Source organism: Sphingobacterium kyonggiense (assembly GCF_039536825.1).
In the GTDB taxonomy this organism is placed as follows: domain Bacteria; phylum Bacteroidota; class Bacteroidia; order Sphingobacteriales; family Sphingobacteriaceae; genus Sphingobacterium; species Sphingobacterium kyonggiense.
The window spans coordinates 1-22,463 of the sequence record NZ_BAAAZI010000007.1; the positions used below are offsets into that span (position 1 = coordinate 1).

Below are 22,463 nucleotides of genomic sequence, written 5' to 3' on the forward strand. Positions count from 1 at the left end.
TACTCATGTCGTTAAATTTACGTTTTAATTGTTCGGATTTTGTAAACCATTTTCAGGAACGGACATACACTTAGGGAATTTCTTAGGATTTGATAGGGATCTCCTTCGGATCTCGTTCGCTTCTAACCGAACGAGATCCGAAGGAGATCCGAACAAGTTCCGAAGGAGATCCGAAAGAGTACCAAAGAAAACCCTAAGGAAACACTCGGGAAATACATGTGAAAAAAGAAACAAAACTGACTAGTAAAACAAAAAAAAAGTCACGATAGATTAACTTTATTTCTTGTAATCATAATTTACAACAATTTATTCGAAATTTCTAAATGAAGTCACATGAAAAACTATTTCAAAAGCATATAACGGACAATAAATTATATTTTAAAACGATTTTTTTAATTTTATGTTATTATTGTGAATATTTTTATTTAATTTTACAACAATAAATTTATCAAATAGTTGAAATGACTGGAATTAGTAATGAAAAAAACATCAGAAAGTTTAGAAAAAAACAACAAAACTGATAAGAAAATAAAGAATAAAATTCGCTGGTCAGTTTAATTAGCTGGCCATATAAAATATTAAAGAGTCCATGTATATAGATTATATGTCGTTGGTATAGTCTAGCTTAAAAACTGTGAGTAGAGAGGGATTGTACGTCCTATTAATTATCTGTAACTAATTTAAAACGAGCCATATCCGGCAACAATCCTCTCGAAAACAGAAGTTCCAAAAAAAAATGAGGAAGGTTAAATTGTAAGGTGAATTGAAGTTACTGTTAAGATAGAAACAGTTCTTTCAATAGAATATAAACACCAATAACCAATAGGACATAGCCAAAAGCTACTTTTAGGAATTTATTGCTTACACGATTCGCAAAGGCAAATCCTATAAAAATTCCAATTACAGTTCCTGCTGTATACATGCTGATCAAATTCCAATCGAATAATTGAATTTTTTCCAAATCACCTAATAAGCCAAAACAGGAGTTTATAGTGATGATGATAAGAGAGGTTGCTACCGCCTTTTTCATCGGTAGGAAGTAGAAATTCACTAAGGCTGGAATGATCAAAAATCCTCCTCCTGCCCCTACCAATCCGGTGATCAGTCCGACCAATGCACCTTGTAGAACAATCAATTCTAAAGGAACACGATGTGCTGTTTTAGGGGTTTCTAAGCCAATTTGTGCGGTACGTATCATGCTTATTGAGGAGGCCAACATCACTAAAGCAAACAGCAACATTAAAGCTACCTGTTGCTGAATAGACCAAGGTCCAATAAGGATTACTTCAGGAACTAAGGGAAGAATATAAGATCGGGTAATAAAAACCACAATCAAAGAAGGCAATCCAAAACTAAAGACTTTCTTGATATCTGCTTCCTTATTGACAATTCCTCGAATTCCCCCGATCAAAGATGTGACACCAATAGCAAATAATGAATAGGTGGTTGCTAAAATGGGATCGACAGCCATGACATAGACCAAGATAGGAACAGTTAAGATTGTTCCGCCACTCCCAATCATCCCAAGCGTTATTCCAACGATTACAGCCAGTAAAAAGCCAATGATTAATATGCTCATAATTTATTGTCGCTTGAATGGCGATTATTAGTGCCGATCTCTGTTAAAGCTAAACAAAAAAGAGGAATTATTAAGAATCAGAGAACATGAAATTGAGGAATTAGGGTTGATGATGTGCAATACTAAATCTGATATATTTTATTTTATCGGGGGGACATAATCTAAGGGAAGCAGGAAAGCGAGTCTGGAATAATTAACTCCGTAACCTATCAGCAAGAGGTTTTCTGTTGGAAAATAGGCACCTGAAGGATCAACCATGATACCATTAGGGTGAGTAAGTGTTAATTCAGTAACCTGGCTAGCTGCCGCCTTCAACATTTTATTTTTACTCTTGGCAAGGCGTGAAGGATAAATGATATACAGAAAATCCTGGAACTGCAATTGTTTGAATTTATCCTTTCTCGGTTCCTTATTAAATAGTTCTGCGGGAGTTAGGGTGCCCATTAAATAAGCAATCTCAGGTGCTTCCCTACTTTGTGTTCGCCATGCTTGAACATGGGTAGGAAGAATTTCTTTTTGGGAAGCATAGTACGCATTCCAGTTACCTTGGAAAGATTTTACCACAATGCCTGTTACTTCTTTTAACTTAGCAATAGCGACTTTACGGGTTTCATTTTCTTTCTTTACCATTTTCCGTACTACATAGCCTTCTTTTTCCCAGGTATTTAAATAGGCACTTTGTAAGAACTTGGCCAAAGACAATTCATAAGTATCTCTTCGTGTATTTTTATATTTTGAACGTCCTTTTCCCTTATCTTTAAAATAAGCATAACCTGCAAAATAGATGTAATTATCAGCGAAAGCTGATCGAAATTCCTGAAGATCATATTCGATCTCATAACCTAATGCGTCATTTGAAATTTTGATGGGTTCTATTGCATATGCACGAAGTATTCTTGCCTTATCTTCATATTGAAATCGGATAACCTCAGGATTGAGAATTTTAGTTTTTTCGGCATTATATCCTATACCAATAAGTGTTTCTGTGAAGTATTTACCCCATTTTTTCCAACCGTCTTTTACTATCCCTGTGATCACAACCTCTTCTATTTCTGTCGATTTTTCCTGAATTGCGATATCAATGGATTTTGTATCTGGTATTTTCACTTGAGTAGACGATCCATGATAGCCCATAGCCGACACCACCAATTCGTAGACCGAAGATTGGGAAATAGACAGCTTGAATGCACCTGATTTATCCGTACTGGTTCCAATGGATGAATTGTTGATATAAACTGTCGCCCCTGCGACTGCCTCTTTTGTTTTTGCATTATAAACCCTTCCTTGCACAAGATGTTGTGCCTGTAGCTGAAATACCAGGAGCAGAAACAGACTAGAAAGAATAGCTTTAAACATATCTACTATTTTTTCGTAAATATAGGTAATTGTAGACCAATAATTTCACTTATCCTTAAAAAATGCTTGGTCGTAACATATCAATCAAAGTAATATGAAATATTTCCAGAATTAGATTTAAGTAAGAAGGAATTTTTACATTCTCAAAAAAATACTGTCCTAATGGATAAAGAATTATTTTGGAATTCTAAATCCATATAGGCAGTATTTCGAATGCAAAGGAATTATAAACTATCTTCTAGCGCCAAATTAATCTCCCACTAGTTGGAATACCTGTATAGTCCTGGTCAGGTTTTTTCAGGAATATAGAACCACCATCCTTCTGATCTAAGTCATATAATTTTCCATCAGCAGGCACAATGATTATATAACCATACTTACCCCCTACAGATGCTACCCAAGAGCCATCAGCATAGTCGTGGTCTGACCAAGGCGTACCATTACGTGTGGAACCAGAAAAGGCTATATATTTACCATCGGGAGAAAAGGGCTACTTTCACCATCATAACTGATGATATCAGAAGTGTATCCTGTAGTAATCTGCTGTAAGTTACTACCATCGATATCACATATCCAAATATGTTTATTCTTTCGAAAGGCAAACTTGGTGCCTTGTGGATTAACCGTGAGATAACCAATACCTTTCATGGTCAACACGTTTTTTATAGATTGGTAACCATCATTATGCGAACATACATAAACAGAATTACCCATCCGGCAATAGAGGGCGAGAAAAGGAAGTTTTTAATTATCTTTCAAAAGGACTAAGTTCAGTTCAAATCGCTGAATTAATGTTCGTGAGTCCCTTAACCGTGGATGTACATCGGAGAAACCTCCTTCAAAAGTTCAAGGTGAATAAAACTGTTAATCTATTGCAGAAGGTTAAGGATTTAAATCTATTGGACTAAACGCTCAATTATAAAGTTGATACTGGTTGATCACTTAAAATTGAAAAAGCCCGAATGGCTTAATACATTCAGGCTTTTCAGACTAACAAAAATATAAAAGAATGATTTTTTACTGGGCGGAATCAATATTGGTGGAGTCCATATTGGTGGAGTCCATATTGATTAAATTTTCGTCAGGAGCATTAATATTATACCTGGTCGGATCATTTCCTTCTACCGGGGTCAAATCTTCACCTACATCTTCCTGTTTCTTTTCTTGATTACAACTCACTAAGAATATTAGACCAAAGGCAAATAAGCTACTGATAATGGATTTCTTAAAATTCATATGTTGACTTGTTGTTCTTAATAGCTGAACAAGGGAAATACCAAAAGGTTTGATATTATCGTAAAAAAGCAAATTACGAATTAGTATATTTATAGAAAGGATACTCTTTAACACTAGCTTTAAGGTATGAACACGCTATTTAAAATTTATCAGCTTGATGAGGAAGAAGCATTGCGCATACAGAATGCTACCAATGAGGCTCATCAACATGAATTTGAAGAGTTAATTATTGGAGTTGAAGGTGCCATAGAGCATTTTATTGACTATAAAACCCATGTTTATGAGTCTCCATTTGTCTGTTTCGTGAGTCGTGGGAAGTTTCACCGTGTAGTTCCTTTACTAAAAGATGGTGCATGCAAATATTGGGTATTACGCTTTCGCTCTGAATTTATTGCGGAGACCACTTTTCATTTGTATGGCAGTTATCATGAAAACGCCAATCTTCAGTTTCAAAAAGGCCGATGTTTTAATCGCTTGTTGACCATTTGTGAATTGATATCCGATGAGATGCAACAGGAAAAGCCAGAGCTTGCCATAGTCCGGGAGTTACTAAGCAGCTTATTTATTATGATTGATGCAGAGCGCTATCAGCAGAATCCCGAGAACCTGCAGCTTTATAAAAATCAAGATATCACCTTTAAGAATTTCCTGAGAATACTGGAAGAGAATTATCGAAGACCTGAAGGGGTTCAATATTATGCCGAAAAACTGTTCATGAGTGCCCGAAATTTAAATTCGGTAACTCAACATATCCTTCAGCAAACTGTTTCGGAAATCATCGAAACACGCAAATTAATTGAAGCAAAAAACTTGTTAATGACAACCAATAAGACCGTTTCAGAAATAGGTTTTGAGATTGGTTATACCGATAAGGCTTACTTTACTAGTGTTTTTAAAAAGAAATCTGGTCAAACACCTACGGAGTTTCGGGATGCCATGAAAAAGCTAATTTCCTAATTTCCATATCTTTTTTCCAAATCTTCATACCACCTACATCCTTACTTTTAGGACCTTTGTATGTATAATTTACAAACAGAAAGGATCTAGAAGATGGATGATATGAATAGAAAACAATTCTTAGCAGCTGCAGCAAGCTTACCTTTAACAGGAATAGCTGCGAAGCTGAATAGTTTAAATAAATTTATTGATGGGTTAAATAATAGTCCAAAAATGCCCGTGCTTTTTCTTGGTCATGGAAGTCCCATGAATGCTATTGAGGATAATGAGTTTGTTCAAGGCTTTAAAAAAATTAGCTATGAAATAGAGAAACCCACTGCTATTTTAGTGATCTCAGCGCATTGGGAAACTCGTGGTACTTATGTGACTGCCATGGAGAACCCAGTAACCATCCATGATTTTGGCGGATTTCCACAAGCATTATTTGATGTACAGTATCCTGCACCTGGATCACCAGAGTTAGCTGATGCCGTTCAGAAGATCGTATCCAGTAATGATGTGCACTTGGATGAGAAATGGGGCCTTGACCATGGTTCTTGGTCAGTCGTAAAACACCTATACCCAAATGCGGATGTGCCTATTATTCAAATGAGCATCGACTATACCATGCCTGCTTCAGAACACTACGCACTGGCAAAAGAATTGGCAACATTAAGAAACAAAGGGGTACTTATTATTGGATCTGGGAATAATGTTCACAATTTGAGAATGGTATCCTGGCAAAATTTAAATACCGTGGGTTATGGCTATGATTGGGCTATCGAAGCAAACGAGATGATGAAAGGATATATCCGTTCAGGAAATCACAAGCCATTGATTGAGTTTCATAAACAAGGTCGAGAATTTGAATTGGCCATCCCTACACCTGAGCATTATTTGCCTATGATCTATGCATTAGCTTTACAGGAAGAAAAAGAGGAATTGCAGATTTTCAACGATGCTGCTGTAGCAGGAGCATTAACCATGACATCATTTAAAATTGGCTAATGCCAAAACGACTTTCATACAGCCTATAGATTGTTATCAATTTTTCGGGACGAGGACAGATTCCTCGTCCCGATTAGCTTCTTCTCATTAACTTTAACCTCATTTCATATTAATAAAATATAACGTAAAAGGATTTCACCGAGACTTTCTTTTGTCGAAATATTTTCACCGATTTTTTTCAGTCATTCACCGAATTTACCGGCTCTTACGCCTAAAGAGACTGTTTGCGCCTTTGTTTTCAATATACCTTTGAATCAAACAATTAGGAAATATAACCACAAAAAAATTGAAAAGATATGAAAACGCTAATCGCTCTAATCGTAACCACCGTAATGACATTTTTGTCAACAGCACTTTTTGCAAACGAAAAAAATGCTCCGGTAAAATTCTTGAAAGTAGAAACCATCATTGATCATTATATCGATGCTAGTTTAAATGGAAACACAGAATTGGTAGACTACCTATTCAGTGAAGACTTCTACTATTCTACTCCAAACAATCGCAGTACGGAAACCATCAAAAGACGTGCTTTAATCAAACACCTGAAATCTTTGAAAGGTGTGAAAATCGACTCTCAAAGCGAATATCAATTCGTAGAAAAGAATGAGGACTGCAGTATTGTACGAATCACCACCACCTTCGATACCTTCCAAAGACACGATTATGTGACTCTTTGCAACAGTAAAGATGGCTGGAAAATAAGCAATGTCGTTGTGACCTACCCCGTAAAATATTAATTCAATCATATATATAATTTATCAAAGTATAAGGCAGTCCGAGAGGGCTGCCTTATTTTGTTTGTTTCGTTCTGAACTTGTTAAAAACATTTAAATATTGAACGGTGGTTTTGAACCTCACAATTATTTATTCATTTTGCAGCCAGATTATAACAGTTAATTTCCTGAATATGAATCGGCCTAATTTAAGACTCCTAGTCTACATCGTATTTTTTACAACCCCATTGATACCTTTTATATCAAAGGCTCAAAATCAGCAAGAGGATAAATTAGATAGGTTGATGGCCTTTGCTTTGTTATCAGGAAATATTCGGTACTTCTCCCCTACGGATTTAGTGGACAGCATGAATCTATCTGCTGGATGGGAGAATATTATGCGAGAGGGCACAAAAATAGCCCGTGAGGCAAAGAATGAGCGCGTGCTGGCTGATTCACTCATTAAGATATTCAAACCCTTAGAGCCATCCTTAAGTGTCAAATACGACCAAACAATTCTCACTTCTGCTCCGAGTCTTGTCGTTAAAGATCTGGTAGTTGGCAGACAACATAGAGGATTGGAATTATATTCTGGGACAAATCGTCCTTTTAGAAGTTACCGGACTAATCGCCGAAGTCTAGGAGCTGATATGTATTTGAACTATTTTACCTTAATGAGCATAAAGGTACCGGAAGGGAAAGAAGGAAAACCATTTACGCTTAAATTCTCCTTTAAAACAGAGAAAAACCGAAATATTAAGTCATTTGTAAAAGCGGATTTAAGGCAGTCATTCAATTTGAATCCATCCGATTCTATTTTTATTATTCAAGACAGCTTACCTAAGGATGCGCAAGTATTTGCGATCAAATTTGGGATAACAGATGATATTGGGCATTTAACTGTAAATTCGACAAACGAAATAAAAATTGATGGGCAAGCATTTTCCATAGAGGAATTAACGGATCTGCAAACATCCAATTATAAAAATGATCTGGTCTTACGTATAATGGAAAATGATCCTAAGCTTTTTCTGGAAGAGAATAAGATTGGGGACACCTTAAACATGAAATTAAGTAAACACATAGAAGCAAGCTTTCCGTTGGCGGTTTATGCTGATGAACAAACAACTTATCCAGTTTCTACGCATTCTTACACAAGCTACCCCTACAAGAGAAACAATGGTCTTTCATACTTTGATCTAAAACAACAAGAGGATTTGGATGTTCGATTAGCAAATGTTATGAGTATTTGGACGGCGTTTCACATAGCCTATGTTTACCATCCGTTTGATGAGGAACAAGACTTAGCGCTCCTAAGGAATACTTTAAAAGACGTTTTAGATGGCAAAACATTGGAGGATTATGATTTCGCACTGAATAAAATGATGCATGCCTACCAAGATGCACATATCTTTTATCACAATGAATCTTTTAGAAAAGAACGAGAATTTACAGCACCAATAACATTAATATACCTTAATGATGGTTTTTATATCAAAAGAATACATGATGATTCCTTAAAAAATAAATTGCAGATTGGTGATAAGCTTCATGAAATTGAAGGTAAATCGATCAAGGAAATCTGGAAAAAACAACAATTCTATGCTACAGGGTCGGAAGCAAATATCATCAATAGAGCTGGTGTATTCGGATTGTTTAGTGGACCGGAAAATTCCATAGTGAACTTTAAGGTCATCGATTATAAAAGTAAAAAGATTCAAGAAATTCAGACAATCCGAAACTATAAACATCAACGATATGCTTTGTATACAGCCTTATTAGATAGACAAGACAACCGCATGTTGAACGATAGCACTTACTATTTCAATCTTTCTGAAAACCCCTTAACGGACACCCTGTTGAATTTTATCAATGATCCAACCAAACATATCATCTTTGATGTCCGCGGATACCTTACGCTAGATAGTGAACAAAAGGGATTGATCCGAAAATTAATCACCGATACAGTGGTTCAAAACAATATGTCTTCATTACAAATACTTTCCCCTAAAACCAAATGGTTTACGGAAGGTCCTCAGGTAACCATTCCTGAAAACCAACATCCAAAGGCTAAATTCTATTTCTTAATTGCCGAAGCAACCCAAAGTGCCCCTGAAACATTTTTAGATATTATTAAATATTGGAAAATCGGAACCTTAATTGGTAAACATACTGCTGGTGCAAATGGAGAAATAAACATCATGAACCTACCTGGCAATATAACTCCCACTTTTTCGGGTGTAATGGTTAAGAATTCTGATGGTTCTACACATCACTTAAACGGAATTTCCCCAGATATTGAAGTGGACTACACCTTAGATGATGTGATTCATCAGCGTGACCCCTACATTTTGAAAGCATTGGAAATTATAGCTTCAGGTAAGGGAATTGTACCGCACAGGTCAAAATGACACCTGCAATTTCTCTGTTTCATTAAAAATAACAGTAATTTGCACATAGACTATTAAACATAACTATACGCAAATGAAGTTTGGAAGAGTGGATGACCCTTCGGTAATTGATTTTCAATTACCGGATATAAACGAGAAAGAACTGCGTTTTTTAGAGAAGTATAAATCTGATGAGCCTTTTCAGCTATATGTTGGCTATCCAAAATGGTCTAAAGCAGACCTAAAGGGTTTCTATCCTAGGGGGACTAAAGATGCCATGCATGCCTATTCAGAACAATTCAATGCCTTAGAATTCAATGGTCCATTCTATCGAATGCCCAATAAAGATCAGGTCATCCTATGGAAAGATAGAACCGTAGCTGACTTTAAATTCTGTCCAAAAATCACCAATTCCATATCTCATTATTCCAGATTAATCAATACTGATGAAAAGGTAATGGCTTTTGTTGATGCGACGGTATTCTTTGAAGAGAAGCTTGGAATGGCATTCTTACAAATGCCAGAAAACTTTAAGCCTAAAAATATCGATCGTCTGGCAGATTTCTTAACCAGATTCCCCAAAGGCTATCCTTTAGCTGTGGAGGTCAGACATGAGGAATGGTTTGCCGATCAGCAAATCTTACAAGAGTTGCATCAAATACTAAGAGATACCCATAAAACCGGAATTATAGTGGATACACCTGGTAGACGAGACTTGTTGAAGATGCAATTGACCTCTCCTACTGCTTTTATCCGCTTTGTATCCAGTAATCCGTCAATAGATCGACAACGTCTTAATGATTGGACACAGCGCTTAAAGAATTGGAAAGAAGCCGGATTACAAGAAGCTTACTTTTTTATTCATCAAAAAGTAGATGCGGAAACTAGTTTTTTATCAAGCGCGTTTGTGGAGGAATTAAATGAAATATTAGGTACAAAATTACCAATCGCAACAAAGGCTCCATAAATGATGGAGCCTTTGTGAAGAATATGTTTCGCTTACTGATAGACTAAAGTACCGCTGGTATTCCAGAAGCTTTTACTAGTGCCTTCAGCAGCTCCCTGAGGGATGTGAATCTTGATTATATGCTTCCCAGCCTTTAAATCGCCAAGATCAATATACACAGGATTGGTAATCGTGCCTGGGCACCAGTTTGATCGACTAAGGTCAGAGGATGATAAACCATTCTCAAAATTCCCACTCACTGGATTGTATAGTCGATAACTACCGCAGTCTATACGCCAAGGGGTAAATTGAATAACCTTATTTCCATCAAGAAATATGGTATTAGGTTTAGGGTTAAATTCATCTCCATTGCCCCAACCACCATGTCCTGTACTGATGTAACGTAACTTCACATTCTTCATATCGGCAGGGACAATAAATTCAAATTCTAATCCTTTCTCATGTCCATACATGGTTGGGTATTCCTGACCTGCCATTTCCAAGATATTAGTGGTATTGAATAATGACATCACCTTGGTACCTTCAGGGTAAATCGACCTTCCAGGATGTATAGTTAATTCCAAGCTTACCTTGTGCCCTCCTTTATCGTAATTACCAATATAAGTTCCGATATAGACTTCCTTGCCGGCTAATTCAGGTAGAAATTCAGAGATTTCTTGTCTATACATCGCACTGTCTTGCCAAGTTTTTCCCTTTAATTTCACGCGATCATTAAAGTGTTTTACACCAAATGGCGTAAAGAATCGCATGAGTTCATAAACCGGAGAAAAGCCTTCCGTACGAATCATACCCGGGAATGCCTGCCCATTACCATCCAAATACTTGGGTAGAACATTCACACTATCTTTCATCCCATCTAAGAAACTTTGTTTCTGATCCTCAGCAATCAGGAATACAGAGCCAGTACGGTCATAGGCATCGCCATTGGAGGTCTGAACTAACTCAATGAAAGCTTGGCTATTTAACGAAACGTAAGGTATCTTCACTTTCTTTAGAATCACTGTTCCTTCAGCAAAACGCATAATGGAATCAGATGCAATCCCAGGTTGAAAGCAAATCTGTTGGTTTTGGAAAATAGGGATCTGTATAAATTTACGCTTCCAGATGATGTCCTTATAGGACAATTCATCCTGTAAAACACTATTCTTTGGTAATTGTGCCTCTACGGGCAAGCTCTTCAATTTTTCTATGCTGGCTGCTCTTAATCCGGAGTTTCCATTTACCTTGTATTCTAATACTAAGCCAAAAGCTTGCCCAACATCATTTGGTGCAGCCTGTATTCCTAAGTCAGTCGTATAAATGATCTCTATGCTATTGGAATTCAATGAAGTCTTTGCTTTAAACGTTTTATACCCCAACATATTTCCTTGATCAGGAAGCTTCTCATAGCTGTATCGCTTAAGGGAAGTAGTATCTTTCATGGAAATCACCTGATTAGCTGTTAACAAAGTATAACGGGTAACCGTATTTTTTGCATAATCATATTGAGACATTTCCGCTGGATATCGGGTTTGTCCTGATATCTGCGATAGTTTGCTGTTTATAGATGATCCCTTTTGCGCAAATACCACTACCGGATCCTGTTTGATCATTGCTCCTTCCCGAAAGTAATGATAGGTTATTTTATAGGTTTCTTGTGCTGATACCGCAAAACATAGCAGCAAAACAGGCAGTAATAATAAGGCTCTTTTCATCTATTCAATTGGTTAATACACTTCAATGGTTGTCCCATTTTCCAAAGGATGCGAAGTACAGATCAAACAACGACCGTTTGCAACTTCTGTATCGGTCAATACTTCATTATAGTCCATACGGACAGAACCTTCAGTTACTTGAGAAATACAGGTACTGCACATTCCAGATTTACAGGAGTAGGGTAATTTTATTTTATGTTCCAATCCGACATCTAAAATAGTTTTATTATATGGAATGGTTAATGGATAATCTTGTCCTTGGAAGCGAAGATTAACTTCATAGCTACTCATATCCACAGGCTCTTCATCCTTCTCATCATCGTCCTCTTCCTCTTCAGGGAAATGGAAAGTTTCCTTTTTAATATCTTCATCTGGAAAGCCCATACCCAATAGCGTAAAACGAACCAAATCCATATAGAATAATGGACCGCACATATAGAATACTGCCGACTCTCCATCTTTTAGATGCGATTTAACCAACTCATAGATATACTCACGGTTCAATCTTGCTTTAAGAAGATTCTTCACATTAGACCAAATGAATTCTATATGTAATCGATTAGGATATTTAGCTTGCCATTCCAACAATTCCTCATAGAATATGGTTTGTTCCTTAGAACTGTTGCTATAGACTAAGACAACCTTGCTATTGCTCTCCGCAGTTAATGCTGTTTTAAGAATAGAAAACAAAGGCGTAATCCCAACTCCAGCTCCAAAAAGAAATATCGTTTGATGATTGCTTTCCGAAGGCTCATAAGTAAATAAACCTTGAGGTTCCATCACTTCAATGGTATCTCCTACCTTTGTTTTATGGTGTAATAAACGCGATATCTCCCCATTATCAACACGCTTGACGGTAATCTCATAAGGTTCATCCAAAACCGGTGAACTACTGAATGAATAGGAACGACGAACCTCACGATCCCCAAATTGGAAATTCAAAGTTAGAAACTGTCCCGATTTATAGACTGGAAATTCACCAGAAAGATCTTCAAATTGAATGGAAATATTCTGATTCGGCTGATGGATAATATCGGATACACGGAATTTAAACATGGGTTAAAGATAGCATCTATAGCCTATTTTATCAAATAGAAAGCAACGATAGGCTATTGTTTACAGCAATAAAAAATCCCGATAATTGCTGATCGGGATTACTATTTTTAATTAAGCTATTAGAGCTTACGTTTTACTTCTACTTGCTCGAATGCTTCCACAATATCGCCAACTTGGATATCGTTGAAACGATCGATGTTCAAACCACATTCGTAACCTTGTGCTACTTCTTTCACGTCATCTTTGAAACGTTTCAAGGAAGCTAACTTACCAGTATGGATAACTACTCCTTCGCGGATTAAGCGGATATCATTGTTACGGTTGATTTTACCTTCCAATACCATACATCCTGCAATCGTACCCACTTTAGAGATCTTAAAGGTCTCACGGATTTGAACCTCAGCCACAATCTTCTCTTCGAATTTCGGTGCCAACATACCTTCCATTGCCGATTTAATTTCCTCAATCGCATCATAAATGATGGAGTATAGACGGATATCAATCTGCTCGTTCTCAGCTAGCTTACGTGCTCCTTGAGTAGGACGAACCTGGAAACCAATGATGATCGCATCAGATGCAGATGCTAATAATACATCGGATTCTGAAATTGCACCCACCGATTTGTGAATGATATTCACTTGGATCTCATCTGTTGATAATTTCAATAAAGAGTCAGATAATGCTTCGATAGAACCATCCACGTCACCTTTAACGATGATATTAAGTTCTTTAAAGTTACCAATAGCCAAACGACGACCAATTTCATCCAAGGTAATGTGTTTCGTTGCACGCATACCTTGCTCTCTTTGTAATTGAAGACGCTTATTAGCTACTTGACGAGCTTCAGATTCAGATTCTAAGACATAAAGCTTATCACCTGCAGTAGGTGCACCAGACATACCTAAAATCTGTACCGGTACTGATGGACCAGCCTCTTTAACACGTTCTCCACGCTCATTAGTTAAAGCTTTCACTTTACCAGAGTAAGAACCCGCTAAGATTGGATCTCCAACACGTAATGTACCGCCCTGTACTAAAACAGTCGTTACAATACCTCTACCTTTATCTAAAGCAGCCTCAATAACTGAACCTACAGCACGTTTCTTAGGATCTGCTTTCAATTCTAACATCTCCGCTTCCAATAGAACTTTCTCTAATAGAAGATCAACATTTTCACCAGTTTTAGCAGAGATCTCTTGAGCTTGGTATTTACCACCCCAATCTTCTACTAAGATATTCATTGCTGATAATTGCTCACGAATACGGTCAGGGTTTGCACCAGGCTTATCTACCTTCGTAAAGGCGAAGATAATAGGAACACCTGCAGCCATTGCGTGGTTGATTGCTTCTTTTGTTTGAGGCATTACTGCATCATCCGCTGCAACTACAATAATTACAATATCGGTTACTTTAGCACCACGAGCACGCATCGCTGTAAAGGCTTCGTGACCCGGTGTATCTAAGAACGTTAATTTTTTACCATCTTCCAATTTTACAGCATACGCACCAATGTGCTGAGTAATACCCCCTGCTTCACCTTTGGTTACATTTGCTTTACGGATATAATCCAATAAGGAAGTTTTACCGTGGTCAACGTGGCCCATTACTGTAACAATAGGTGCACGAGGAACCAAGTTTGCTTCTGAATCAGCTTCTTCCAATTCAGCTACTTCCTCATCTTCTGGTTTAATGAATTCGATTTGGTAACCAAATTCATCAGCTACGATGGCTAATGTCTCCGCATCTAAACGTTGGTTGATCGACACGAACATACCTAGGCTCATACAAGTACCAATTACCTGAGTTACCGGAACATCCATTAAATTCGCCAACTCATTCGCTGTTACGAACTCTGTAACACGTAGAACTTTTGACATTAATTCTTGCTCCATTGCTGCTTCTTCAGCAGATAAAGCTATATCATCACGTTTTTGACGACGTAATTTCGCACGTTGTGCAAATTTACCAGACTTCCCAGCACCACTTAAGCGTGCAAGAGTTGCCTTAATTTGATCTTGGATTTCCTTTTCTGATGGTTCCTCTTTCGCAACCTCCGGTTTTCTATGGCGATCGTTACGTCCGCCTTGACCATGACGATTTTGATTAGGGTGATTACCACCTTTATGGTGTCTATTGCCACCTTGACCTTGGTTCTGACCACCACCTTGATGTGGAGGACGGTTTCCACCATCGGGTCTGTTTTGACCTTGTTGGTTGTTATCACCAGAACCTACTGGACCATTTGGCTTATTCGTACGCTTGCGCTTACGTTTGTTATCATTATTACCTGCGTTGTTCGATGAAGAAGCAACTGGTTTGTGTGGTTTAGAAACAGGCAATTGGATTTTACCAACTACTTTAGGACCACTTAAGGTTTCTGAACGAGCACGAATTACATCGTCTTGTCCTTCAGGTTTTGCTGCTGCAGGTGCTGCAGGCTTAGCTGCTGGCTCCTCTTTTTTCACAGGAGGCACTACAGGCGCCTTAACTGGTTCTTCTTTTTTCACTTCCACTTTTGGTTGTTCTTGAACTTTCGGAGGTTCTGGTTTTTTAACCTCTTCTTGGACTTTTGCGACAGGCTTCTCTTCCTGCTTCACTTTAACCGGCTCTTTCACAGGAGTAGGTTCAACTTTCTCTACCTTTGGCTCCTCTTTCGGTGCAGGCTTAGATCCGCGTTTTAGGCTATCTAAATCAATCTTGCCGACTACTTTAAGAGCAGAATGAGATTCTTCCTCTTTCTTCTCCACTTCTTTAGCTGGCGCATTTTCAGGTGAAGTATTCTTAATCAGAATTTCTTTTACTTCTGTAGGTCCTTCACGTTCTTCTGTAGATTCAGATGCAGGTGTCGCGTTGCCTACTGCAGGACCTTCTTCACGGCGAATCTTGCCAATAACAATTTGCTTTGCCTCGTCTTTAACAATCTTATCACCCTGAAATTCTTTCAAAAGAACACCATACATCTCTGGGCTTAGCTTTGTGTTTGGCTTAGAATCTACCTCAAATCCCTTCTTCACCAAGTATTCCACGGCCGTACCAATCCCAATGTTGAGTTCTTTTGCTGCTTTTAGCAAGTTTATGCTTTTACCTTCTGACATCTACTATCTATAAAATGTGTTTCAATTACAAAAATATGTTTTTTTACATGGATTCAACAATTTATTGAAAATTGTTGAATCCGAAATCAATCGCTATTTTCTATTCGAATTCTGCCTGAAGAATACGAAGGATCTCTCGAATCGTATCTTCTTCCAAGTCAGTTCTGCGAACTAACTCTTCTTCATTCAAGGATAATACCGATTTCGCAGTATCTAGACCAACGCGTTTTAATTCGTCGATGATCCAGCTTTCAATTTCATCTGCGAATTCTTCGATATCCACATCCTCCTCTTCTTCATCATTCTCACGATAAACGTCGATTTCATAACCAGTTAATTTACCGGCCAATTTAATATTGTGTCCACCACGGCCAATTGCTAATGAAACCTGATCTGGTTTCAAATACACCGCAGCAGTTTTATTTTCTTCATCAATCTTGATGGAAGTAATACGAGCAGGGCTCAATGCACGTGTAATGTATAATGAATGATTGGTTGTGAAGTTGATCACGTCAATATTCTCATTACGCAATTCACGAACGATACCATGAATACGCGATCCTTTCATACCCACACAGGCTCCAACTGGATCGATACGGTCATCATAAGACTCTACCGCAACTTTAGCACGCTCTCCTGGTTCACGAACAATTTTCTTGATCGTAATCAATCCATCAAAAATCTCAGGAACCTCCAGCTCGAACAAACGTTGTAAGAATTCGGGTGCTGTACGAGAGATAATGATTTTTGGATTACTGTTCATCATATCTACCTTATGAACAACGGCACGAATGCTATCGCCTTTCTTAAAGTAGTCAGCAGGAATCTGTTCAGTTTTAGGAAGGATCAATTCGTTTCCATCCTCATCCAAAACCAAGATTTCTTTTTTCCAGATCTGGTAAACCTCACCAATCACTAACTCGCCTTCACGATCTTTATATTTCTTGAAAACTTCATCTTTCTCCAATTCCAAGATTTTCGAAACCAAGGTCTGGCGAGCAGCAAGAATCGCACGGCGACCAAAGCTCTCTAAGGTAATTTGCTCGATAAAGTCATCTCCAACTTCTAAATCCGCGTCATGTTTATGTGCTTCTTCAAGTTCGATTTCTAAATCGTCATCTTCCGAAAAACCATCTTCCATTACTACGCGCGTACGCCAGATCTCTAAGTCTCCGTTATCAGGGTTAACAATAACGTCAACATTCTCATCCGTACCAAAACGCTTACGGATCATACTGCGGAATACTTCTTCCAGAACCGTAATTACCGTCGGACGGTCAATGTTCTTGAAATCTTTGAACTCCTGAAAAGAGTCAATCAAGTTTATATTACTACTCATTTCTATTTAAATGAAATTAACACCTTAGTTTCCTTTATTTGTTCTAATGGAATCTCAGCAGGTACTGCTACCGCCTTCTTCCCTTTTTCTTTTACAATTTCTTCAATCGTTACGGCAGCATCAGAAACAGCAACTAGTTTGCCCTCTCTTTTACCCCCATCGTTCATCTTCAATTTCACGCTACGACCTATATTCTTTTGGTATTGTCTTGGAAGAACCAATGCCGAATCAACACCTGGAGAAGAAACTTCTAGTCGATATGCATGATCAACTACATTCTCTTCTTCTAAATGAAATCCTACATGACGGCTAACTTTAACACAGTCATCGATGGAAATACCATTATCACCATCCAATAAAATTTCCAAAACACCATTCTTAAGCATTCTCACACTAACGATGAACAAGTCATCTCTGTCAGCAATCTTCTCCTCTATAAGCTCTATTACGCGATTCTCAACCTGCATATTTTAACAATTGAATTAAAAAAGGGGGCATACCATGCCCCCTTCCTTTCAGATGAGACAAAGATAGAAAAAATATTTTACAATACGAAACATATAACCTAAATGCATTTACAGTCATAAAAAGTAGGTAATCTCTATCAAATATTATTCAACCAGATCAGTCATTATTCATTTAAAAAAAGCCGAGTACAAACTCGGCTCTTTCCTTAATTTTTATCCACTACAGAATTAATTGTTTTCTGCATTTGTGCCATCATAGCAGACAAACCTTCTAAGGTAGGCTCAGGACTAGGCTCTGGCAACTCCATACTGATAAATGCCTTTGCTTTCCAGATCTCTAATATATCCGTTGCCTCAACCCAATAAGGTTCATAAGTCTTATTATCAGAAACCAACTTCAAACCCTTATCTTCTTTAAATTTTTGTCCAATTCTTTTATATACCACACCATCATTAGCCGAAACGACTACATAGGTGCTTCCAGACTTGACATCATGCCAATTTTCCACATACTCTGCTATAATAATAGAACCAGATGGCAATGGCAACATCGAATCTCCTTTAATCTCAAAAGCACGATAGCTACCTTGTTTCATAAATGGCAATGAAAACTTCGGCAATTCCTTTACAAACTCCGGATCGCCATATCCATTTAAATAACCTGCACTTGCCTTCACCGGAACTAACTCAATGTTTTCCCTATCTTCTGAATCAACTGTCACACTAAGAACACGAAGATTTGAAGCATTACTTTTCGCTACTGGCTTCCATTTCTCATCAATCACATCATTTGCCAATTCATCCATCGTCAACTCATAATACTCCGCTATTTTTTTTAGCAATTCGTATTTAGGCTCCGCACGATCTTCCTCATACGCTCCCACTGAAGCTCTTTTAATCTCCATTAAATCAGCAAATTGTTGCTGTGTTAATCCTTTTTTCTTACGTAAGAACTTCAGGTTTGATGAAATATTTGACATAAATAATTTTCAATTAATTTTTGAATTACTAATATTATTAGTATTATTGTGCCAATAAAATTAGCAAAACATATTTAAATAACCAAATAATTTAGCTAAAACAACATGAACAATTACTATATATACATCAGCACAGACGCAAACAGAAGATTTTTACAACCGGGAATGAGTAACGATATCAGCCAAATCTTTCAACAGATCAACAATCCTGATGCTGGTTGTTTCATGAGCCAAGCTGTACTTAACCGTATAGTTTATCTGGAGCAATTCAGTTCTGAAGAGGAAGCTATGCGTAAGTATCAAGAACTTCAGCAATTTGGCCGTATTGTACGCGAGCGATTAATCCGTAAGCAAAACCCCAATTGGCTCAGCCTAGCTCTTCCGATGAGTCATTTTGCCACAAATAAAAAAGCCGTTGTTTATGCATAAGCAATAAACAACGGCCTTAACAACCTTACTAGCTCTCTAGTAGTAATTTAGACTACCATCCTGGTGCAAAGTTTAATCCGAATGTACCAAACTTAGAACGCGTAGGATTATTCAACTGAATAGCATAATAAGGTTCTAATATCATTGCCCCAAACAGGTTAATACGTAACGATACTCCAGCACTGAAAACTGGCATAGTCAAGTTATCAGGATATACAGAATATGGCTGTCCACCTGGGGCTGTAATTTCCACCTTATCGGCTTCTGTTTTTTGCCAAGTTATTTTCGACCCATTTCGCCAAGCTAAACCAGCATCCACAAATAGATTCAAATCGGAGAACAAGAAGCCTGAAGGCAATACTGCCAATTTCTCTGGCCCAGTAAATGGCAAACGAACTTCAAAGTTACCCACTACCATCTTAGATCCCGAAAGGTCATTGAAACCAATCTTTGAGTTCGGACCGAAGGAATTACTTTCAAATCCACGAACCAAATACGGATAACCAATATAGATGTTATAAAGTCGATCTGCATCATTACCCAAGCGCATATATGAATATATACGAGCAGCAATGGTAAATGGTTTCATGCGGTGGTACTTACGTAAATCCACATTCACTGCAGAAAACTGAAATGTCCCAAAATATTGCTCCACACCTAAACGGTATCTAAAACCTTGCAATGGTGCAGCAACCCCAAACACTGCCTTATCCCCTACTAAACCTGCATTCACTTGCATTAAGTTAAATGGATCTAGATTTCCTACACCCAGAGCACGGGCAGCCGTATCATTCGGCACTCGCTCACGTGTACCGTAGTAATTATAATAACTCTGCGTAAAGCGGTCTACACGGTAAGAGTTATAAGATGCCGCTCCACCCATTTCAAAACGGTGATGCCTACTGAATGGATAAGCAACAAAGGCATCTATTTGCGATTGGAATGAACGGACCAAATATTGATCGATTACCGGCTCTGTTCCATTTCCTAAATCACGCATCGCGTAATCATAGAAACCAAAACGATAAGGTATATGCGAAAGTGAACCACCCCAGTTCCAACGGCTACGTTGGTTGATATAGGCAATCTGGCCGCCAAAATCGTAAATCTCACCATTGATATTCGCAGCAGCAAAAATCTGATTATACCCTAAGATATCCGAGAACATACCTTGAATACCCGATGCGATTCCTGCACCATAACGTGACCCTACAGACATACCAACTCCAGAATTCGCAAGGTAATCCAACTTGAACTTCGGCTTGTATGGAATATTCTTAATTTGCGAATCCGAAATACGTCCATAGGCATTAAAATTCTGCAAATTGGTATTTACGACATTTACGCCATAGCTTTTTACCGGCGGCAACATCGCAGCCTCAAAATTCACCACGCCTGGATCTACAGGTACAGGCTCAAATTCAGAACTCTTAGCTTTATAAACGGTATAGGCATTATCCTTGAAATAAGAATAAACGATATCATCATTCGCAGAAATACTCATCGCCGGTGAATACTCCGTAATCCCCGAAATACCAGTAAAGAAATCGGTCATTCGATCCAAAGCGCCAGTTTCTATATTATAACGGAACATATTACGGAAACCATCACTATTCGACAGGAAGTAAATTTCCTTGCTATTGGAAGAGAAATGCGGATTTAAGTTATTTGCTCCCGGAAATATCGGCAGATTCTTAACCTCCTTGGTTTGAAGATCAATAGTTGCCAAACTCATTGGAATATCAACTGTTCTGGAACCTGACTCCAAGGAAACACGATCTGTGGAAAACACAATGTATTTTCCATCCCTAGAAAAACTTGGCTGGAAGTCTGAATATTTATCATTGGTCAATTGAACCAATTCCTTTGTACTCAAATTATAGGTATAGATATCAGAAAAACCATTCTTTAATCCCGAGAATGCGACCAGATCACCTTGAGGTGCCCAAGTTATATTGGTAAACTCCGTGGTTTCACCCATCGCCTGCAAAGCAACAGTTTTCCCGGATTCTACATCCAGAATCATCAGCTTATTCTTCCCTTCACTAAACACACTAAAGGCAAATTTCTTGCTATCAGGTGAGAAGGTCCCTGCCGATTCTATAAAACTAAATTCATCGATATCCTTGTTCGTCGTTCGACTACCAAGTTTTCGTAAGACCTTCCCTGTATTGGCATCAGCCAAAAACAAATCAATGCCAAACAGGTCTAATTCCGAAAGGAAAGCGACATATTTACCATCAGGTGAAATAGCTGGCGCTACGTTCATCCGTCCTGCATTCTTTTTTGATAATAGCAACTGACCAATAGGTCTAGAAGTCGTATCCTTTCCTAAACCACGATAGGTATTCTCCATGCTGCTACGCCATAAGGTCGACATGGTCTGTGCATCATAACCAAATACCCGACGAATCGCTCCCTCATATCCGTATTTTGCTGTTTCGATAAACAAAGGCATAATAACTGTATCCCCATAAGTCGACCCTACATAGGACCAAAATGCCTGACCATAGCGATATGGAAAATATTTGTTCATATTTTCCGTCATCTGTCCTAAGCTAGGAATATCGTTTCTTGCATAGGCATCGCGCATCCACATGGAGGTGAAAGCATCTTTCTTACCAATGGAAAAATACTCGGCCATACCTTCGACCATCCATAACGGAATATTAGCAACACTTTCTAAGCGGGTTGAATCACCACCTTCTATCAATACACGGTACTGAAAAGCATGGACCATCTCGTGTCCTAAAACGTGGCGGGTCTGCTGATTAATTTGCATAACCGGCATCACCACACGTTGCTTAAAAGCTTCCGTAACACCACCAGTTCCTACTGAAATCTCACCAGAAATGGCTGTCGTTTGCTGAAACTCCGGATGGTTATTGTATAAAATAATGGGATTTTTACGCAAGAAAGTATCTTGAAATACTTGTTGATGCAGCTCGTACCATACTTCTGACTCCTTGGCAAGCCAATTCATCATGGAATCATTCTGCAAATAATAGTAAATATTGAAGTGAGGTGTATCAAATACTTTGAAATCCAACTTCTTATAGCGCATTTTATTCTGTCCAAAGTATTGTGCCTTTCCCTGTTGTGGCACTAGTGCCATAAACATCAGCAATACGAGCTGAATTGACAATAATTTGGTAATAAAGGTAGCTTTCGATCTCATAATCAACAATTAATAGTTAAAAATAAGAATTCCCATTAGA

18 protein-coding genes are annotated in these 22,463 nt (G+C 38.0%); 7 read left to right on the forward strand and 11 right to left on the reverse strand.

Going from position 1 to position 22,463, the window contains the following annotated elements:
• Nucleotides 1-775: 775 nt before the first annotated feature.
• The 3 genes from ABD676_RS08900 to ABD676_RS08910 form a co-directional block, all read right to left on the reverse strand.
• A complete protein-coding gene (locus ABD676_RS08900; protein ID WP_344674315.1) occupies nt 776-1,579 on the reverse strand; it encodes a sulfite exporter TauE/SafE family protein in 804 nt (267 codons plus the stop codon).
• Nucleotides 1,580-1,717: 138 nt separating this feature from the next.
• Complete coding sequence (locus tag ABD676_RS08905; RefSeq protein WP_344674316.1) at nt 1,718-2,935, reverse strand: carboxypeptidase-like regulatory domain-containing protein; 1,218 nt, start codon at nt 2,933-2,935, stop codon at nt 1,718-1,720.
• Between the two features lie 462 nt (nt 2,936-3,397).
• Complete coding sequence (locus ABD676_RS08910) at nt 3,398-3,649, reverse strand: TolB-like translocation protein (protein WP_344674317.1); 252 nt, start codon at nt 3,647-3,649, stop codon at nt 3,398-3,400.
• On the opposite strand from ABD676_RS08910, the gene ABD676_RS18230 reads away from it, so the two are divergent.
• Nucleotides 3,628-3,843, forward strand: a complete 216-nt coding sequence (locus ABD676_RS18230) for a response regulator transcription factor (RefSeq protein ID WP_425565286.1) — start codon at nt 3,628-3,630, stop codon at nt 3,841-3,843. The genes ABD676_RS08910 and ABD676_RS18230 overlap by 22 nt on opposite strands.
• Before the next feature lie 109 nt (nt 3,844-3,952).
• Here ABD676_RS18230 and ABD676_RS08915 read toward each other — a convergent pair whose 3' ends face one another.
• Complete coding sequence (locus ABD676_RS08915) at nt 3,953-4,171, reverse strand: hypothetical protein (RefSeq protein WP_344674318.1); 219 nt, start codon at nt 4,169-4,171, stop codon at nt 3,953-3,955.
• A 126-nt stretch (nt 4,172-4,297) separates the two neighbouring features.
• Here ABD676_RS08915 and ABD676_RS08920 point away from each other — a divergent pair, with 126 nt between their 5' ends.
• The 5 genes from ABD676_RS08920 (at nt 4,298) to ABD676_RS08940 (ending at nt 10,185) form a co-directional block, all read left to right on the forward strand.
• Nucleotides 4,298-5,128 (forward strand): helix-turn-helix transcriptional regulator, encoded by an 831-nt coding sequence (locus ABD676_RS08920; RefSeq protein ID WP_344674319.1) that lies wholly within the window; start codon nt 4,298-4,300, stop codon nt 5,126-5,128.
• Between the two features lie 102 nt (nt 5,129-5,230).
• Nucleotides 5,231-6,115 carry a 4,5-DOPA-extradiol-dioxygenase gene (gene ygiD / locus ABD676_RS08925; protein ID WP_344674320.1) on the forward strand — a complete coding sequence of 295 codons (885 nt, stop codon included), beginning with the start codon at nt 5,231-5,233 and terminating at the stop codon, nt 6,113-6,115.
• A 296-nt stretch (nt 6,116-6,411) separates the two neighbouring features.
• Nucleotides 6,412-6,852 carry a nuclear transport factor 2 family protein gene (locus ABD676_RS08930; RefSeq protein WP_344674321.1) on the forward strand — a complete coding sequence of 147 codons (441 nt, stop codon included), beginning with the start codon at nt 6,412-6,414 and terminating at the stop codon, nt 6,850-6,852.
• 170 nt (nt 6,853-7,022) lie between these two features.
• Nucleotides 7,023-9,239, forward strand: coding sequence for a S41 family peptidase (locus tag ABD676_RS08935; RefSeq protein WP_344674322.1), 2,217 nt, complete (start codon nt 7,023-7,025; stop codon nt 9,237-9,239).
• Nucleotides 9,240-9,312: 73 nt separating this feature from the next.
• Nucleotides 9,313-10,185, forward strand: coding sequence for a DUF72 domain-containing protein (locus ABD676_RS08940; RefSeq protein ID WP_344674323.1), 873 nt, complete (start codon nt 9,313-9,315; stop codon nt 10,183-10,185).
• A 32-nt stretch (nt 10,186-10,217) separates the two neighbouring features.
• Here ABD676_RS08940 and ABD676_RS08945 read toward each other — a convergent pair whose 3' ends face one another.
• The 6 genes from ABD676_RS08945 to ABD676_RS08970 all read right to left on the reverse strand — a co-directional run bounded on the left by ABD676_RS08945 (nt 10,218) and on the right by ABD676_RS08970 (nt 18,816).
• Nucleotides 10,218-11,879 carry a PNGase F N-terminal domain-containing protein gene (locus ABD676_RS08945; protein ID WP_344674324.1) on the reverse strand — a complete coding sequence of 554 codons (1,662 nt, stop codon included), beginning with the start codon at nt 11,877-11,879 and terminating at the stop codon, nt 10,218-10,220.
• 12 nt (nt 11,880-11,891) lie between these two features.
• Nucleotides 11,892-12,935, reverse strand: a complete 1,044-nt coding sequence (locus ABD676_RS08950; RefSeq protein WP_344674325.1) for a 2Fe-2S iron-sulfur cluster-binding protein — start codon at nt 12,933-12,935, stop codon at nt 11,892-11,894.
• A gap of 119 nt (nt 12,936-13,054) precedes the next feature.
• Nucleotides 13,055-16,030 (reverse strand): translation initiation factor IF-2, encoded by a 2,976-nt coding sequence (infB, locus tag ABD676_RS08955; protein ID WP_344674326.1) that lies wholly within the window; start codon nt 16,028-16,030, stop codon nt 13,055-13,057.
• A gap of 100 nt (nt 16,031-16,130) precedes the next feature.
• Nucleotides 16,131-17,369 carry a transcription termination factor NusA gene (gene nusA, locus ABD676_RS08960; protein ID WP_344674327.1) on the reverse strand — a complete coding sequence of 413 codons (1,239 nt, stop codon included), beginning with the start codon at nt 17,367-17,369 and terminating at the stop codon, nt 16,131-16,133.
• 2 nt (nt 17,370-17,371) lie between these two features.
• Nucleotides 17,372-17,836 (reverse strand): ribosome assembly cofactor RimP, encoded by a 465-nt coding sequence (gene rimP, locus ABD676_RS08965; RefSeq protein ID WP_344674328.1) that lies wholly within the window; start codon nt 17,834-17,836, stop codon nt 17,372-17,374.
• Between the two features lie 206 nt (nt 17,837-18,042).
• On the reverse strand, nt 18,043-18,816 hold the full coding sequence (locus ABD676_RS08970) for an XRE family transcriptional regulator (RefSeq protein ID WP_344674329.1): 774 nt from the start codon (nt 18,814-18,816) through the stop codon (nt 18,043-18,045).
• Nucleotides 18,817-18,921: 105 nt separating this feature from the next.
• Between ABD676_RS08970 and ABD676_RS08975 the strand changes: the two genes are divergently transcribed.
• Complete coding sequence (locus ABD676_RS08975) at nt 18,922-19,245, forward strand: GIY-YIG nuclease family protein (protein ID WP_344674330.1); 324 nt, start codon at nt 18,922-18,924, stop codon at nt 19,243-19,245.
• 52 nt (nt 19,246-19,297) lie between these two features.
• Here ABD676_RS08975 and ABD676_RS08980 read toward each other — a convergent pair whose 3' ends face one another.
• Nucleotides 19,298-22,423, reverse strand: coding sequence for a DPP IV N-terminal domain-containing protein (locus ABD676_RS08980; protein WP_344674331.1), 3,126 nt, complete (start codon nt 22,421-22,423; stop codon nt 19,298-19,300).
• Nucleotides 22,424-22,463: the final 40 nt, after the last annotated feature.